13 protein-coding genes are annotated in these 14,281 nt (G+C 69.1%); 10 read left to right on the top strand and 3 right to left on the bottom strand.

The features are described 5' to 3' along the window. Window positions 1-70: 70 nt before the first annotated feature. Entirely contained in the window at window positions 71-931 is an 861-nt protein-coding gene (locus ACN20J_RS02865) for a helix-turn-helix transcriptional regulator (protein WP_189844274.1), read from the top strand. Between the two features lie 399 nt (window positions 932-1,330). Here ACN20J_RS02865 and ACN20J_RS02870 read toward each other — a convergent pair whose 3' ends face one another. After that, the gene (locus tag ACN20J_RS02870; protein ID WP_419665107.1) at window positions 1,331-2,137 is read right to left on the bottom strand and encodes a DeoR/GlpR family DNA-binding transcription regulator; all 807 of its coding nucleotides are present in this window, start codon (window positions 2,135-2,137) and stop codon (window positions 1,331-1,333) included. A 309-nt stretch (window positions 2,138-2,446) separates the two neighbouring features. Here ACN20J_RS02870 and ACN20J_RS02875 point away from each other — a divergent pair, with 309 nt between their 5' ends. From ACN20J_RS02875 to ACN20J_RS02910, 8 genes are all read left to right on the top strand, one after another. Beyond that, on the top strand, window positions 2,447-3,523 hold the full coding sequence (locus ACN20J_RS02875) for a sugar ABC transporter substrate-binding protein (protein ID WP_361996562.1): 1,077 nt from the start codon (window positions 2,447-2,449) through the stop codon (window positions 3,521-3,523). Window positions 3,524-3,555: 32 nt separating this feature from the next. Further along, window positions 3,556-4,383: an ATP-binding cassette domain-containing protein gene (locus ACN20J_RS02880; protein WP_189844271.1), complete on the top strand. Its 828-nt coding sequence runs from the start codon at window positions 3,556-3,558 to the stop codon at window positions 4,381-4,383. Window positions 4,384-4,505: 122 nt separating this feature from the next. Further along, window positions 4,506-5,630 (top strand): sugar ABC transporter permease, encoded by a 1,125-nt coding sequence (locus ACN20J_RS02885; protein ID WP_361917962.1) that lies wholly within the window; start codon window positions 4,506-4,508, stop codon window positions 5,628-5,630. A gap of 5 nt (window positions 5,631-5,635) precedes the next feature. After that, complete coding sequence (locus ACN20J_RS02890) at window positions 5,636-7,144, top strand: FGGY family carbohydrate kinase (protein ID WP_419665108.1); 1,509 nt, start codon at window positions 5,636-5,638, stop codon at window positions 7,142-7,144. Beyond that, on the top strand, window positions 7,141-8,628 hold the full coding sequence (locus tag ACN20J_RS02895) for an FGGY-family carbohydrate kinase (protein WP_419665109.1): 1,488 nt from the start codon (window positions 7,141-7,143) through the stop codon (window positions 8,626-8,628). Before ACN20J_RS02890 ends, ACN20J_RS02895 begins: the two co-directional genes overlap by 4 nt. Continuing rightward, window positions 8,625-9,248 carry a histidine phosphatase family protein gene (locus ACN20J_RS02900; protein WP_419665110.1) on the top strand — a complete coding sequence of 208 codons (624 nt, stop codon included), beginning with the start codon at window positions 8,625-8,627 and terminating at the stop codon, window positions 9,246-9,248. The genes ACN20J_RS02895 and ACN20J_RS02900 overlap by 4 nt, the downstream gene beginning before the upstream one ends. Next, a complete protein-coding gene (locus ACN20J_RS02905; protein WP_419665111.1) occupies window positions 9,245-10,279 on the top strand; it encodes a 2-hydroxyacid dehydrogenase in 1,035 nt (344 codons plus the stop codon). The genes ACN20J_RS02900 and ACN20J_RS02905 overlap by 4 nt, the downstream gene beginning before the upstream one ends. Before the next feature lie 130 nt (window positions 10,280-10,409). Beyond that, window positions 10,410-11,264 carry a phosphotransferase enzyme family protein gene (locus ACN20J_RS02910; protein WP_419665112.1) on the top strand — a complete coding sequence of 285 codons (855 nt, stop codon included), beginning with the start codon at window positions 10,410-10,412 and terminating at the stop codon, window positions 11,262-11,264. 24 nt (window positions 11,265-11,288) lie between these two features. Here ACN20J_RS02910 and ACN20J_RS02915 read toward each other — a convergent pair whose 3' ends face one another. Beyond that, window positions 11,289-11,807 (bottom strand): GNAT family N-acetyltransferase, encoded by a 519-nt coding sequence (locus ACN20J_RS02915; RefSeq protein ID WP_361996576.1) that lies wholly within the window; start codon window positions 11,805-11,807, stop codon window positions 11,289-11,291. Continuing rightward, window positions 11,804-12,952: an LLM class flavin-dependent oxidoreductase gene (locus ACN20J_RS02920; protein ID WP_419665113.1), complete on the bottom strand. Its 1,149-nt coding sequence runs from the start codon at window positions 12,950-12,952 to the stop codon at window positions 11,804-11,806. Before ACN20J_RS02920 ends, ACN20J_RS02915 begins: the two co-directional genes overlap by 4 nt. Window positions 12,953-13,709: 757 nt before the next feature. Between ACN20J_RS02920 and ACN20J_RS02925 the strand changes: the two genes are divergently transcribed. Continuing rightward, window positions 13,710-14,279, top strand: a complete 570-nt coding sequence (locus tag ACN20J_RS02925; protein WP_361917621.1) for a winged helix-turn-helix domain-containing protein — start codon at window positions 13,710-13,712, stop codon at window positions 14,277-14,279. Window positions 14,280-14,281: the final 2 nt, after the last annotated feature.

The raw sequence follows: 14,281 nt of genomic DNA on the forward strand, positions 1-14,281 counted from the left end.
GGAGCGGAGCGTTCATCCTGGGAGAGCCGCTCCCTGGCTCGGCTCGCCCGCCGCGAGGGAGGATGGGGCCATGGAACGTGAGCAGCTCGCCGACTTCCTGCGCCGCCGCCGCGAGGCGATGCGCCCGGCCGAGGTCGGTATCGCCGACGGTCCGCGCCGCCGAACCACCGGCCTGCGCCGGGAAGAGGTGGCCGCGCTCGCCGGCATGTCGGTGGACTACGTCGTACGCCTTGAGCAGGGCCGCAGCAGTCAGCCGTCGGTCCAGTTGCTCGGCGCGCTGGCCCGGGCGCTGCGCCTCTCCGACGACGAGCGCGACCACCTGTTCCACCTGGCCGGCCATCGGCCCCCACCCGCCGACGGAGTGGCTCGCCTGGCCCGCGCCGGGCTGATCCGCATGCTCGACCTGCTCGGCGACACCCCGGCCCTGGTGCTGTCCGACCTGGGTGAGGCCCTCGCCCAGAACCGGGCCGCCCTGCTGCTCATGGGCGACCACACCGGCCTGACCGGCGACCGCCGCTTCGTCGCATACCGCTGGTTCACCGACCCCGCGGTCCGCGCCGTCACTCCGACCGAAGAACAAGAACGCCACGGCCGCCAGCTCGTGGCCGACCTGCGTGCGGCAGCAGGCCGCCGGTCCGGCGACTCCACGGTCGCCGGACTCGTCGACCGGTTGCAGGCCGCGAGCGCAGACTTCCGCCGGCTGTGGGCAGAGCACGAGGTGGCGGTCCGGCGCTCCGACCGCAAGACCCTGCTGCATCCGCGGGTCGGCCGCCTGCTGATGGACTGCGAGACCCTGGTCACCCCCGACCAGGGCCAGCAACTGCTGGTGCTCACCCCGGCGGACGCCGAGACCCGCGAGCGGCTGGAGCTGCTGCGGGTCATCGGGATCGAGGAATTCCCCACGGGGGCGGCGGGCCCGACGGCACGGTGAAGGCGCCCCACCAGGCTGACCCGGCGGACCCGGCAGACATCCCACTCGCCGAATTCGTTCGCCTGGCAAAGATCGACCCGCGCATCGAGCACGACTACCGGGAACTCCAACATGACCTGGGCCCGGGCCACTTCGAAAGCCGGTCCCGGCGGCCCGGCGTTCCACGTACCGCAGCCGGATCCGCCCCCGTGCGGCCCTCCCGGCGTCGATCGACCCGCCGCCCCGCGTGTGTCTCACGGTCCGTCGCGGAACTCCCGGAGAACTGCGGCAACTCGCCGCCGGTTGGGGCCAGTTCGGACCGCAGTGGGAGCTGGCCGAGGGCCTGGATACGCTGTCGCGCGCCGCACACGACGCCGGTGGCGGCTCCGGGCCGCTCCCCCGCCTCACTCGAACCGGCTGTCACTCCGCGTCGGCGACGAGGACTTCGGCACCGCCGGCCTGCAGCGTGTCGAGCTGCGACGGTGAAATGCCGGCGTCGACGATGACGAGGTCGAACGCGGTGACGGGTGCGAGCTGGTAGAGACCGCGGCGTTGGAACTTGGTGTGGTCGACCAGCAGGATCTTGCGGTCGCAGGCTTCCATCAGGGCTCGTTTCACTCCCACGGTCTCCTGGGACTGGTGGTAGCAGTGGCCGCGGGTGATGGCCGTCGTCGAGGCGAACAGCGTGTCGGCACGCAGGCTGTTGACCGCGTCGATGGTCCGGATGCCGAGGAATGCGTCGTAGGCCGGGTAGTACGCGCCGCCGAGTGAGATGAGCTCGATCCCCGGACTGCCGGCGAGAACCTGGATCACGGGTACGAAGTTGGTGATGACCGTCAGCGGTGCGCGCTGCGAGAGCAGTCCCGCGAGCGCGAGGGCGGTGGTGCTGTCGTCGACGATGAGGGACTGCCCGGGCTTGACGAGGGGAAGTGCCGCACGGGCGAGTGCGCTCTTCGCCTCCGCCATGGACTGGGTGCGGTGCCGGATGTCGCCGTGGAACGCCGTCGACGGTTGTGCGGTGGCCCCGCCGCGGACTTTTCTCAGCCACCCCTTGCCCTGTAGGTAGTCGAGATCGCGACGGATGGTCATCGGTGTCACGCCCAGCTCTTCGGCGAGCCGCTCGATGCGGACGAAGCCTTCGTCGACGACACGGGTCTTGATCCGCTCCCGCCTCTCCCGCGGCCCTCGCCCGCCCTCGTCGGTGGCCGGATCTTTGCCTTCCGCCATGAGGTCCCCTTGTTCCCTTTCTGTTAACAGAACATCTTCGGGCTGTGTCGGGCTTTCACCTTGTCCGTTGCGCTCTCCCCGCCTGCAACGAGCGTGTTTCAGCCCGGTTTGTGACGCGCTCTCCGAAGCAGCATGGCACACCGATGTTCACCCATGCCAGGAGAACGAACAGGATCGCTGATCAAAGGATCAGACATCGGTGTTCAGTTCTCAGGATCCGTTGACACCCGAAAGCGCCAAGAGTTTCTTGTGCGTTACGTCATAGCCGCCGACCCGGCAGCCGCACGGTCCTGGATCAAGGAGTCGAACATGAGAAGACTGGCCAGTGGTGCTCTCGCCGGCATCCTCGCCCTGGGTGCTCTCACCGCGTGTGCCGAGGAACCGAGTGCCGGGAACTCCGGGTCCGCCAAGGCGGACGGAAAGTCGGGCAAGGTCGCGTTCCTCATGCCCGACCTGGCCTCCACCCGCTACGAGCAGTACGACGCTCCGCTGTTCAAGAAGCGCATGGCCAAGCTGTGCCCGGACTGCGGCGTGATCTACCAGAACGCCAACGGTGACGCCTCGCTTCAGCAGCAGCAGGCGAATTCCGCGATGGCCCAGGGAGCCAAGGTGATCGTGATCGACCCGGTGGACTCCGCCGGGGCGGCCACGATCGTGCAGACGGCGCAGTCCCAGGGCGTCAAGGTGGTCGCCTACGACCGGCCCGTCCCGGACAAGCCCGCGGACTTCTATGTGTCGTTCGACAACGAGGCGATCGGCGAGTCCATCGCCCAGTCGCTGGTCGATCACCTGAAGGAGACCAAGGCCAAGGGGGGTGTGCTCCAGATCAACGGGTCGCCCACCGACGCCGCCGCCGGGCTGATCAAGAAGGGCGTCCACAACGCCGTCGACGACAGCGGGTTCAAACTGCTCGCCGAGTACGACACACCGGGCTGGTCACCGGAGAAGGCCCAGCAGTGGGCGAGCGGGCAGATCGCCCAGTACCGCGGCAGGATCGCCGGCGTGGTGGCGGCCAACGACGGCACCGGCGGCGGAGCGATCGCGGCGTTCAAGGCCGCGGATGTGAAGGTCCCGCCGATCACCGGCAACGACGCGGAGCTGGCGGCGATCCAGCGCATCATCGCGGGAGATCAGTACAACACCATCTCCAAGCCGATCAAGATCGTTGCCGAGGCGGCCGCGGACGTCGCCCAGCAGTTGCTGCAGGGCGAGGAGCCCAAGGCGGACAAGAAGCTGTTCAACACCCCGTCGCAGCTGTTCAAGCCGACCGTCGTGACACAGAAGAACCTCAAGGAGGTCATCTTCGGCTCCGATGGAGTGCTCAAGGCGAAGGACGTGTGCACCGCTCAGTACGCCGCCGACTGCGGGCGGCTGGGCATCAAGTAGCGGTCCGGGGTCTCTGAGGAAAGAGGGTCACGATGACAGGCACCGCGGTCACCGGTGCGGGCACGGACACCGTGTTGTCGCTCAGCGGAATCTGCAAGAACTTCGGCGCGGTCGCCGCGCTGACCGATATCGAGCTCGATGTGGCGGCCGGTGAGGTGGTCGCCATCGTCGGGGACAACGGCGCCGGCAAGTCCACCCTGGTGAAGATCCTGTCCGGGGTGTACACCCCCGACGCTGGAGAGATCTTCTTTCACGGCGAGAGGGTATCTCTTGGCTCACCGGCCCTCGCCCATGCGATGGGCATAGCCACGGTGTTCCAGGACCTGGCCCTGTGCGAGAACCTCGACGTCAAGGCGAACCTGTTCCTGGGTCAGGAACTCCGTCCCTGGATGCTGGACGACGTCGCCATGGAAAAGCGCTCCTGGGAGTTGCTGCGACAGCTGTCGGCAAAGATCCCCACACTCAATGTCCCGGTGGCCGCCCTTTCGGGCGGCCAGCGGCAGACGGTCGCGATCGCCCGGTCACTGCTGAGCAACCCGAAGATCGTCCTGCTCGACGAGCCGACGGCCGCCCTCGGTGTCGCGCAGACGGCCGAGGTCCTCAACCTGGTCGAGCGGCTCAAGCACAACGGACTCGGCGTGGTGATGATCAGCCACAACATGGAGGACGTCCGGGCGGTCGCCGACCGTGTCGCGGTGCTCAGGCTGGGCCGCAACAACGGTGTGTACGACGCCAAGGACGTCTCCTCCCAGGAGATCGTCGCCGCGATCACCGGCGCGACCGACAACGTGGTCTCGCGGCGAGCCGCAGGCCGGCCGACTTCCCCGCAGGAAATGCAGGAAGAGAAGGAAGAGCTGTGACCATCACCGAGAACTCGGTGGCACCGGCCACCGACCTGCAGGATGAGCGTCTTGTGACGCCTCAGGGCATCACCGACAGCGTCAGGGCCACGATCCGCCGCGTGCGGGGCGGAGACCTGGGCATGCTGCCTGTCGTCGGCGGCATCGTGGTGATCTGGACGATCTTCCAGATACTGAATCCGACCTTCCTGTCCAGCACCAACCTGGTGAACCTGTCCTTCGACATGGTTCCGGTGGGAGTCCTCGCGCTGGGGATCGTGTGCGTCCTGCTGGCCGGCCAGATCGACCTCTCCGTGGGATCGGTGAGCGGTGTGTCGGCCGCGATCACCGCCGTCGTCATGGTCAAGAACGAGCAGCCCATCTGGCTGGCGGTCCTCGCGGCCGTGGCCGGCGGCTGCCTCATCGGCTGGCTCTACGGCCAGGTGCTCAACCGCTTCGGTGTACCCAGCTTCGTGGTCACCCTGGGAGGGCTGCTGGCCTTCCTCGGCGTACAACTGTGGCTGCTGCGCGGCCAGAACGCGATCAACCTGCCCTACGACTCCACCCTGGTGAAGTTCGCACAGCTGTGGTTCGTCCCCCACTGGATGGCCTACGCACTGGCCGTGGTGGCCGCGGGCGGATTCCTGGCCACCGGGTGGGTGCGGGCCCGGACCCGCCGCCGCGCCGGGCTGTCGTCCTCGTCGCCGCAGTGGCTTGTCATGCAGTCGCTCCTGCTGCTGGCCGCACTGCTGCTCGTCGTCTACTACCTGAACCGCACCCGCGGCGTCGCCTGGATGTTCGTGTTCTTCGTCGCCCTGGTGCTGGTGACGCACTACGTGCTCAGCCGCACCAAGTTCGGACGATCCATCTACGCGGTCGGCGGCAACGCCGAGGCATCCCGCAGGGCCGGCATCAACGTACGGCGCGTATACACCTCGGCGTTCGTCCTGTGTTCCGGCCTGGCCGCGGTCGGCGGCATACTGGCCGCCTCGCGACTGGCCGCGGCGAACCAGAGCACCGGTACCGGAGACGTCAACCTCAACGCCATCGCCGCGGCGGTGATCGGCGGGACCAGCCTGTTCGGCGGACGCGGCTCGGCCATCGCCGCCCTGCTCGGCGTCCTGGTCATCCAGTCGATCTCCAGCGGTCTCACGCTGCTGAACCTCGACTCCTCCTACCGGTTCATGATCACCGGTGCGGTCCTGCTCATCGCCGTCGGCCTGGACTCCATCGCCCGACGCTCACGCCAGGCGCACGGACGGGGTTGAGGCAGATGACTGCGATCGCCATCGACGCGGGCACCACCACCATCAAGGTGGTCGGATACGCCGACGACGGAAAGGAACTGGCGGTGAGCCGCCGGCCGACCCAGGTGACGCGACCCCGTCCCGGGTGGGCCGAGCAGGACATGGCCGAAGTCTGGGCCGCGGTTGCCGACGCCGTCCGGGAAGTCGTCGAATCGCTCCCCGACGCACCCGGCATGGTCGCCGTCACCGCACAGGGCGACGGCGCCTGGCTGGTCGACGGCCAGGGGCGTCCCACCGGGCCCGCCGTGCTGTGGAACGACGGACGAGCCACTGCTCAGATCACCGAATGGGAGCGCGACGGGGTGGCGCGGGAGGCCTTCCGGATCAGCGGGTCGCGGCTGTCCACCGGCATGCCCAACGCCGTACTGGCCTGGCTGCACGAGAACGACCCCGACCGGGTGGCCCGGTCGAGCCATCTGCTGACCTGCGGTGGCTGGCTCCACCTGAAGCTGACGGGCGAGCCCGCCGTCGACGAGTCGGACGCGTCGGCACCGTTCATGGACATCAGGCGGCGCGACTGGTCCGACCGGCTCTTCGAGCTCTACGGCCTGCAGTGGGCTCGGCGGCTCCTGCCCGAGCTTCGGGACGACGACCACCGGGTCACGACGATCAGTGCGTCGGCAGCCGCGGAGACCGGCCTGCCCGCAGGTGTCCCGGTGGTGCTGGCGCCGTACGACATCTGCGCCACCGCCATCGGAGCCGGCGCGGTGACCGCCGGCCAGGCGTGCTGCATCCTCGGCACCACCCTGTCGACCGAGGTCATCACGGACACGGTGGTCACCGACGAGCCCGTGGGCATCACCGTGACGCTCGGGGTCCCCGGTCGCTACCTTCGCGCCTTCCCCACCATGAGCGGCGGCGACGTCCTGGACTGGGGGGCAGCACTGCTCGGACTGACCTCTGTCACCGATCTGATGGCCCTGGCCGCGCGGGGCGGACGCGATACGGCCGGGGTGCGGTTCATCCCCTACCTCTCCCCCGCCGGAGAGCGGGCTCCCTTCTTCGACACCACGGCGCGTGGCTCCCTGTCCGGCCTGTCCTTGGAAGCCGGACGCGAAGACATGGCCCGTGCGCTGGTGGAAGGAGTCACCATGACCATCCGCGACTGTCTCACCGCGGCCCCGGGCTCCCCGGACCGGCTGGCGCTGTGCGGCGGCGGCACCAGAAGCGACTTCTGGATGCGACTGATCGCCGATGTGACGGGCCTGCCTGTGACCATTCCCGCCTCCGCCGAGGTCGGGGCCCGCGGCGCCTGGCTGACCGGTCTGGTCGCCACCGGCCGTGAGCCGGACTTCCCGACCGCGGCCGCCCGGCACGTGGAGGTCGCCGCCACATACCAGCCCGATCTGAAGGCGTTCGACGACTTCAGCGACCAGTACGCCGACTTCCTGCGGCTGCGGGAGCTGAACCGGCCGCTGTGGACTCGCGACCGCGGACAGACACCTCCGGCCCCGGCCGGTGGAGGCGGCGTATGACCGCCGGCGGAAGCGATGCCTGGCTGGGCATCGACCTTGGGACTCAGGGCGTACGGGTGGTCGTCGCCGCGTCCGACGGCAGTCTGCTGGGCGAAGGCTCGTGCCCGCTGACCAGCCGCCGGGAGGGCGATCGCCATGAGCAGGACCCCGAGCAGTGGTGGAGCGCCGTCGTCACGGCGATCGGCCGGGCGCGCGCCGCGGGTGCCGATCTGCGCCGCGTCCAAGGGGTGGCCGTCGACGCGACCTCCGGCACCATCACCATGGTGGACCGCCGTGGCCTGTGCGTGACACCGGCGCTGATGTACGACGACGGGCGCGCCGCGGCGGAGGCGGAGCAGGTCAACGCCGCCGGGGAGCAGCAGTGGGCCAAGGCCGGCTACCTGCGGATGCAGCGGTCCTGGGCGCTGCCCAAGCTCCGCTGGCTGCTCAACCACCATCCCCGGGCCGCTGAGAACGGCTGGCGCCTGGCGCATCAGAACGACGTCATCAACACCAAGCTCGTCGGGCACGAGGTGCCCACCGACACCAGCAACGCGCTCAAGACCGGTGCCGACGCCGCACAGGTGACCTGGCCCGAGCCCGTACTCGCCGCGTTGGGGATTCCCCGCGCGATGCTGCCCGATCTGGTACTGCCCGGCACGGTCATCGGCCAGATCTGCGCCGAGGCCGCCGCCGAGACCGGGCTCACCGAAGGCACCGCCGTCGTCGCCGGGATGACCGACGGCTGCGCGGCACAACTGGGCTCCGGCGCGACCGCCGTCGGCAGTTGGAACTCGGTCATGGGCACCACCCTGGTGCTCAAGGGCGTCACCAAGGACCTCATCCGTGATCCGCACGGGGTCGTCTACTCCCACCGGTCGCCCTCCGGCCACTGGCTGCCCGGCGGAGCCTCCAGCGTCGGAGCCGGCCTGGTCGCACGGGAGTTCGCGGACGCCGACCTGGACCGGCTCACCCGCGAGGCCGCGGCGCTGCTGCCCACCGACCTGCTGCGCTATCCGCTGGTCTCCCCGGGCGAACGATTCCCCTTCGTCGCCGTGGACGCCCGCGCGTTCGGCAACCGCGAGCCTGCCACCCGCGCCGAGTCGTTCGCCGCACTGCTGCAGGGCGCCGCATACGTCGAACGGCTCTGCTTCGACTACGTGGACCTCCTCGGCGCGCCGACCGACGGTGCGGTCGTCCTCACCGGCGGGGCCACCCGCAACCCGCTGTGGAACCAGTTGCGGGCCGATGTGCTGCAACGCCCGGTGACCCTGCCGCGCAACGCTGAACCGGCGCTCGGCATGGCGGTGCTGGCCGCGTCGAGCAGTGCGCCTCTGGAGAGCGTCGCCGACTCGATGGTGCGACTCGACCGGACCCTCGAACCACGCCGTTCAGAGAGAGACCCGCACGACGAGGGCTACCTCCGGCTGCTCGATCTGCTTGTCCAACGCGGCTGGCTCCCCGGCGTCGTCGCAACCCACGCGCGAGAAAGGACGGCGCCTTGAGCCTCCATGTCATCTTCGTCCGACACGGGGAGACCCTGTGGCACGCCGAGAACCGGTACGCCGGCAGCACCGACATCGCGCTCACCGAGCACGGCCGCGCACAATCACGCGCGCTCGCGGACTGGGCGGAACAGGCGGACCTGACCGCGATCTTCGCCTCCCCGCTGACGCGATCGCAGGAGACCGCACGCGACAGCGCGGTGCGCACCGGACTGCCGGTGCGCGTGGACGAACGACTGCGCGAGCTCGACTTCGGCATCGCCGAGGGCCTCACCCGCGCGGAGATGCACCAGCGGTTCCCCGAGCACCTGGCGGCCTTCAGGACCGACCCGGTGACCAACCACTTCCCCAAGGGGGAGAACCCCCTCGACGCGAGCGACCGCTATCTGGCGTTCCTCACCGAACTCCAGGCCGAGCACCACGAAGGCCGCGTCCTCGTCGTGGGCCACTCCACCGCGATCCGGCTCGCGCTCTGCCGCCTGCTCGGCCTGCCTGTGCGCCACTACCGCCGGACCTTCCCGTTCCTGGCCAACTGCGCCCTGAACGAACTCGTCCTGCGTGACGGCGGGCCGTCGCTGCTGACACTGAACCGCCCCGTGACCCCAGGAGAACTCAAGTGACCACCATCCTCACCGCCGGTGACCACTTCGTCCTCAACTCCCTGCTCCTCGACAGGCTCCGGCCGGCCGCACCCACCGCGACCTTCCGCGAACTCACCCTGCCCTGGCCGGTCGAGCCCTTCGGGGAGGTGGCCGAGGTACGGGAGGCCTCCGGCACCGAGGACCAGCTGATCGAGGCCCTCAGCGGGGTGAACATCTGCGTCACCCAGATGGCTCCGCTCACCGAACGGATCCTGGAGGCCAGCCCCGGCCTGCGTCTGTTCTGCGTCAGCCGCGGCGGCCCCGTCAACGCCAACCTCGAGGCGGCCACCCGGCACGGCGTCGCGGTCACCTTCGCCCCCGGACGCAACGCCACCGCCACCGCCGAGCACACGGTCGCCCTCATGATGGCCGCGGCCCGACGCGTCCCCGCCACCCACGCGGACCTCGCCGCGGGCACCTGGCGAGGTGACTACTACATGTTCGAAAGGGTCGGGCCGGAGCTGGCGGGCAGCACCGTCGGCATCGTGGGATACGGCGCCATCGGATCCCGGGTCGCCCGCATCCTCCGCGGATTCGGCGCACAGGTGCTCGTCGCCGACCCCTTTGTCCGAGCGGACGACGTGTCACCGGCCGAGGTCACCGACCTGGCGGACCTCATGCGACGCTCCACGTTCGTCACCGTCCATGCCCGCGCGACTGCGGAGACCGAGGGCTTGATCTCCCGGCAGATGATCGACCTGATGCCGGCCGGCGGCGTGCTGGTCAACTGTGCCCGCGGATCGCTCGTCGACTACGACGCCGTGTGCGACGCCCTGGACGCCGGAAAGCTCTTCGGCGCCGCCTTCGACGTCTTCCCCCGCGAGCCGATCCCCGCCGGCTCACGCCTGCTGACGACCCCCAACATCGTCATGACGCCGCATCTGGCCGGTGCCAGCAAACAGACTGCCTTCAATGCCGCCTCCATCGTGGCCTCGGAGGTAGCCGCGTTCCTGGCAGGCCGGCCACTCGCGCACTGCGCGAATCCGCAGGTTCTGGCCCACCTTCACTGAATTCCCGACTCCCCGGGCGCCGCCCGGGCTGCAGCAGGCGTTCCTCGATCAACAACTTGGTAGGGTGCGCAGGCTAGTTGCACCAGTTGGAGAGTCGAGGCAGCGCTCAAGGGAAAGAGGCCGGGCGACGATGCAGGCATCAGAGGTCTCGCGTGCGATGGCCGCGGCCAAGTCGATCGCCTCATCGCTCGACCTTGCCGTCGACGACGCGATCATTCTCAATGACTCCAACAAGCTCACTCTGCGTCTGCTGCCCTGTGATGTCCTGGCCCGGGTGGCACCTGCAGAGCAACAGGTCGCGCAGTTCGAGGTCGATGTCGCTCAGCGGCTCGGCGAATCCGGGTGTCCGGTGGCCGCCCTGGAGCCGCGAGTGGAGCCACGCGTCCATGAGCACGATGGCTTCGTGGTCACGCTGTGGACCTACTACGAACCCGTGACACCCCACGAGGTCTCACCAGCCGACTACGCCAATGCGCTCGCACAACTCCACGCCGGGATGCGCAAGCTCGATGTCCCGACGCCGCACTTCATGGAACGAGTCGAGCAGGCTCGACAATTCCTGGCGAACCGCGAGCGCACTCCGGAACTCGCCGACGCGGACCGGGAGTTGCTCCGCGACACGCTACGAAGCCTGGGACGAGTGATCGGCGAGCGCGGCGGCGTCGCCGAGCAGTTGCTGCACGGCGAGCCGCACCCCGGCAACCTGCTCACCACGAAGAACGGGCTGCTGTTCATCGACTTCGAGACCTGTTGCCGCGGGCCCATCGAATTCGACCTCGCCCATGCGCCCGAAGAAGTCAGCGAGCACTATCCAGGTCTCGACCAGGACCTGCTGCGCAAGTGCCGGATCCTCGTACTGGCCATCATCACGACGTGGCGCTGGGACCGGGACGACCAACTCCCGAACGGGCGCCGACTCGGCGCGGAGTGGCTCAGCCAGATCCGAGCGGCACTCGATGCCAACGGCCCGGATCTTCATGGCTGACTGCGGTCAGGTGACTGCGGCCTTTCAAGTGCGCGCTTCGGCCGGCAGGTGCTTCTCGAAGGGCAGCGGGCCGATGCTTTCCGGGTTGGCGGACGTGTCGAACAGCGGGGTGTAGCCGGTGGCCAGATACAAGCCGCGGGCCTCCGGCTGGCGCGGCCCCGTGGTCAGGTAGACCCGCCGGTAGCCGCGTGCGCGCGCCTCGTGTTCCAGTTCGGCGACGACGAGTCGTGCCAGGCCGCGTCGGCGGTGGGCGGAGTGCGTCCAGATCCGTTTGAGTTCCGCCGTGGTCGCGTCGTACCGGCGGAAGGCGCCGCCCGCGACCGGCTCACCGCGCTCCAGGACCAGGAGCAGCACCCCGCCGTGCGGCCGGGTGAACTCCTCGTCGGGATAGCGGGCGAGTTCGGCGTGAGCGTCCTTGCCGTAGCGCGTCGAGTACTCGTCGCCGAGTTCGCGCAGCAGCGGTCTCACCCGCGGGTCGGACACGGTCACTTGAATGACCGTCAACTCGGTCGCGGACAACGGTGGTTGCGCGACTGATGTCATCCATTCACCGCCGCGAGGTTCTGCGTGGCGCGGGCCGCCCGAACGGCGTCATGCTCGGCGTCGCGCTTGGCGACCTCCTCGCGGACGATCGGGATCACGTACCGGCCGAAGTCGATCGCGTCGTCCAACAGGTCGTAGCCGCGGGCGGAGAGGATGTCGACACCGAGGTCGTAGTAGTCCAGGAGGGCTTGGGCGACCGTCTCCGGCGTGCCGACCAGGGCGTTGGAGTTGCCCGCTCCCCCGGTGGCGGCAGCTGTCGGAGTCCACAGGGCACGGTCGTAGCGCTCGCCCGCCTCAGCGATCGCGATCAGCCGCTGCGAGCCGGTGTTCTGCGGCAGCGCCTGCCCGTTGTGGCGTTTGGTGATCGTCTCGCCCTTCTCCTTGCGGGCCTTGATCGCGCCGACCGTGCGATGCGCCTTCTCCCAGGCCAGTTCCTCGGTCGGGGCGATGATCGGCCGGAACGCCACCTGGATACGGGGTACTTCGGTCCGGCCCGCGGCCTTCGCGGCGGCCTTCACGTTCTCGATCTGCTCGGCGGTCTTCGCGAGGGGCTCGCCCCAGAGGCAGTAGATGTCGGCCTCGGCACCCCCTGCGGCGTACGCGGCGGGCGACGAACCTCCGAACGACACGTTCGGGCGGGGCTGTTGGACCGGGAAGACGTCGCTGACGAAGTCGTGGAAACGGTAGTGCCCGCCCTCGTGGTCGAAGGGCTCGTGAGTGGTCCAGATCTTCTTGACGATCCCGATGTACTCGCGGGTGCGGGCGTAGCGCTCGTCCTTGGTGAGGATGTCACCCTCGCGGCCCTGCTCCTGGTCATTGCCGCCGGTGATGAAATGCACGGTCAGCCGGCCGTCGCTGATCTGGTCGAGGGTGGCGAAGGTCTTCGCGGCGAACGTCGGGTACGAGACGTTGGGCCGGTGGGCGAGCAGGATCTGAAGGCGGTCCAGCCTGCTCGCGATGTAGGCGGCGGCCGGCGCGGGGTCCGGCGAACCGGATCCGTAGGCGAACAGCACCCGGTCCCAGCCGTGCTCCTCGTGCGCGCGGGCCAGCCGGAGCGTGTACTCCTTGTCGAAGGCGGCGCCGAACCGTGCGGTGGTTTCGGATCCGTTGTTGGTCGCGGCGATGCCGAGGAACTCCACGGGCATGGGAATGACCTTTCGTACGGGCTGGCGGAACGGGCCTATGCGCAGAGGGATATGACAGGTCGTCACAGAGCGGCTCATCAGGCAACGGCTCGTCAGGGAACTGGTGCGGCGCTTGGATCGAGCGAGGCGACACTGGGCGTCAGTCGGCGAACCGGACGGCGGCAGCGCACGTCACGGCCCGCAGGACTACGTCGTTGTGCGGGTCAGCGCCTGCGAGGGTCGGCAACCCGAAGGGAGAAGTCGGTCCGCGACGGGTTCGACGGGGTCACCGAGGAGGGAAGGGCCGACGGACGGCCCATCGCCCGAGTCAGGCGCAACACGCCGCGGACCACACCCGACCGAAGTCGATGTGGTCACGCGAGACCAAGCGCGGCTGGGCGTTCATGCGGCCAATTGAGCAATAGATCTCGCTCATCGTCAACCAACGCCCGCATGCCGGACCGCCTCCTGCAGTGCCGGCCGGCCGATCACGGCAGTGCATACCAGCCATCCCGACGATCGTTCCCTATATTTCCTATCGATTTACTAGGGAAGTATTGACGGCGCCCTGCCGGGGTGCGCAGGATGATGCACATGTGCCCCACGCAGCAACGACTCGTTCGTCGTCGGCATGTCGACTTTGGTCACGTCGTCAGCGCCGCCTGCTGTCGCGTCTAGGGCACGCGACTCGCATCCCATCGCGCGTGCCGCTCCGCTTCCTTCAGGTGAACTCACCCACCGCTCCCACAGCCCGACATCCTTCTGAAGGACGACCGCCATGACCACGGCACTTCCGGCTCAGCCCGCTCCTCTGAATTCGCCATTCTCCGACGTGCGCCACCTTCGCCTGGTGGGCGACACCCCACAGAGCGGCACCGGGGAACACAACGCGACGCCGCTCGTCGGCTACCTCCTGTTCGTCCCGGAGGGCACCGACCCGGCCGAGCTCTTCGCCAAGGACGGGGTACGGCCGGACCTCCGGCCGGTCACCTACGACGACCCGTCTCCCGCGCCGCGGCCGGACGGCGACAGCATCCACGTCGACACCGCGCGGCATGTCGCGGAGGCGGACGGGCGTGAACTCGACCTCACCTACCTGGAGTTCGAGCTGCTGGCCCATCTCGTTCTGCGCCCCCACCAGGTCCACTCGCGCGAGCAGCTGGTGGCCAACGTTTGGGGCTACGACCATGTCGGCGACGGCCGCACCGTGGACGTCCACATCGCGCGCCTGCGCCGCAAGCTGGGCAAGGCTCACCAGCACCGGATCGTCACCGTACGACGCGTGGGCTACAAGTACGTGCCCGACCAGCAAGTGAGTCCCGACGCCGCTCTCTGCGGCCGGCCTTGAGG

Source organism: Streptomyces sp. 2-1, from assembly GCF_048564895.1.
GTDB classification, from domain to species: Bacteria; Actinomycetota; Actinomycetes; order Streptomycetales; family Streptomycetaceae; genus Streptomyces; species Streptomyces phaeochromogenes.

What these genes read in the sequence shown, in the direction of transcription:
- ACN20J_RS02915 (WP_361996576.1), bottom strand. Translation starts at nt 11,807, where the DNA reads ATGACATCAGTCGCGCAACCACCGTTGTCCGCGACCGAGTTGACGGTC.
- ACN20J_RS02890 (WP_419665108.1), top strand. Translation starts at nt 5,636, where the DNA reads ATGACTGCGATCGCCATCGACGCGGGCACCACCACCATCAAGGTGGTC.
- ACN20J_RS02895 (WP_419665109.1), top strand. Translation starts at nt 7,141, where the DNA reads ATGACCGCCGGCGGAAGCGATGCCTGGCTGGGCATCGACCTTGGGACT.
- ACN20J_RS02865 (WP_189844274.1), top strand. Translation starts at nt 71, where the DNA reads ATGGAACGTGAGCAGCTCGCCGACTTCCTGCGCCGCCGCCGCGAGGCG.
- ACN20J_RS02920 (WP_419665113.1), bottom strand. Translation starts at nt 12,952, where the DNA reads ATGCCCGTGGAGTTCCTCGGCATCGCCGCGACCAACAACGGATCCGAA.
- ACN20J_RS02910 (WP_419665112.1), top strand. Translation starts at nt 10,410, where the DNA reads ATGCAGGCATCAGAGGTCTCGCGTGCGATGGCCGCGGCCAAGTCGATC.
- ACN20J_RS02875 (WP_361996562.1), top strand. Translation starts at nt 2,447, where the DNA reads ATGAGAAGACTGGCCAGTGGTGCTCTCGCCGGCATCCTCGCCCTGGGT.
- ACN20J_RS02880 (WP_189844271.1), top strand. Translation starts at nt 3,556, where the DNA reads ATGACAGGCACCGCGGTCACCGGTGCGGGCACGGACACCGTGTTGTCG.
- ACN20J_RS02885 (WP_361917962.1), top strand. Translation starts at nt 4,506, where the DNA reads ATGCTGCCTGTCGTCGGCGGCATCGTGGTGATCTGGACGATCTTCCAG.
- ACN20J_RS02925 (WP_361917621.1), top strand. Translation starts at nt 13,710, where the DNA reads ATGACCACGGCACTTCCGGCTCAGCCCGCTCCTCTGAATTCGCCATTC.
- ACN20J_RS02870 (WP_419665107.1), bottom strand. Translation starts at nt 2,137, where the DNA reads ATGGCGGAAGGCAAAGATCCGGCCACCGACGAGGGCGGGCGAGGGCCG.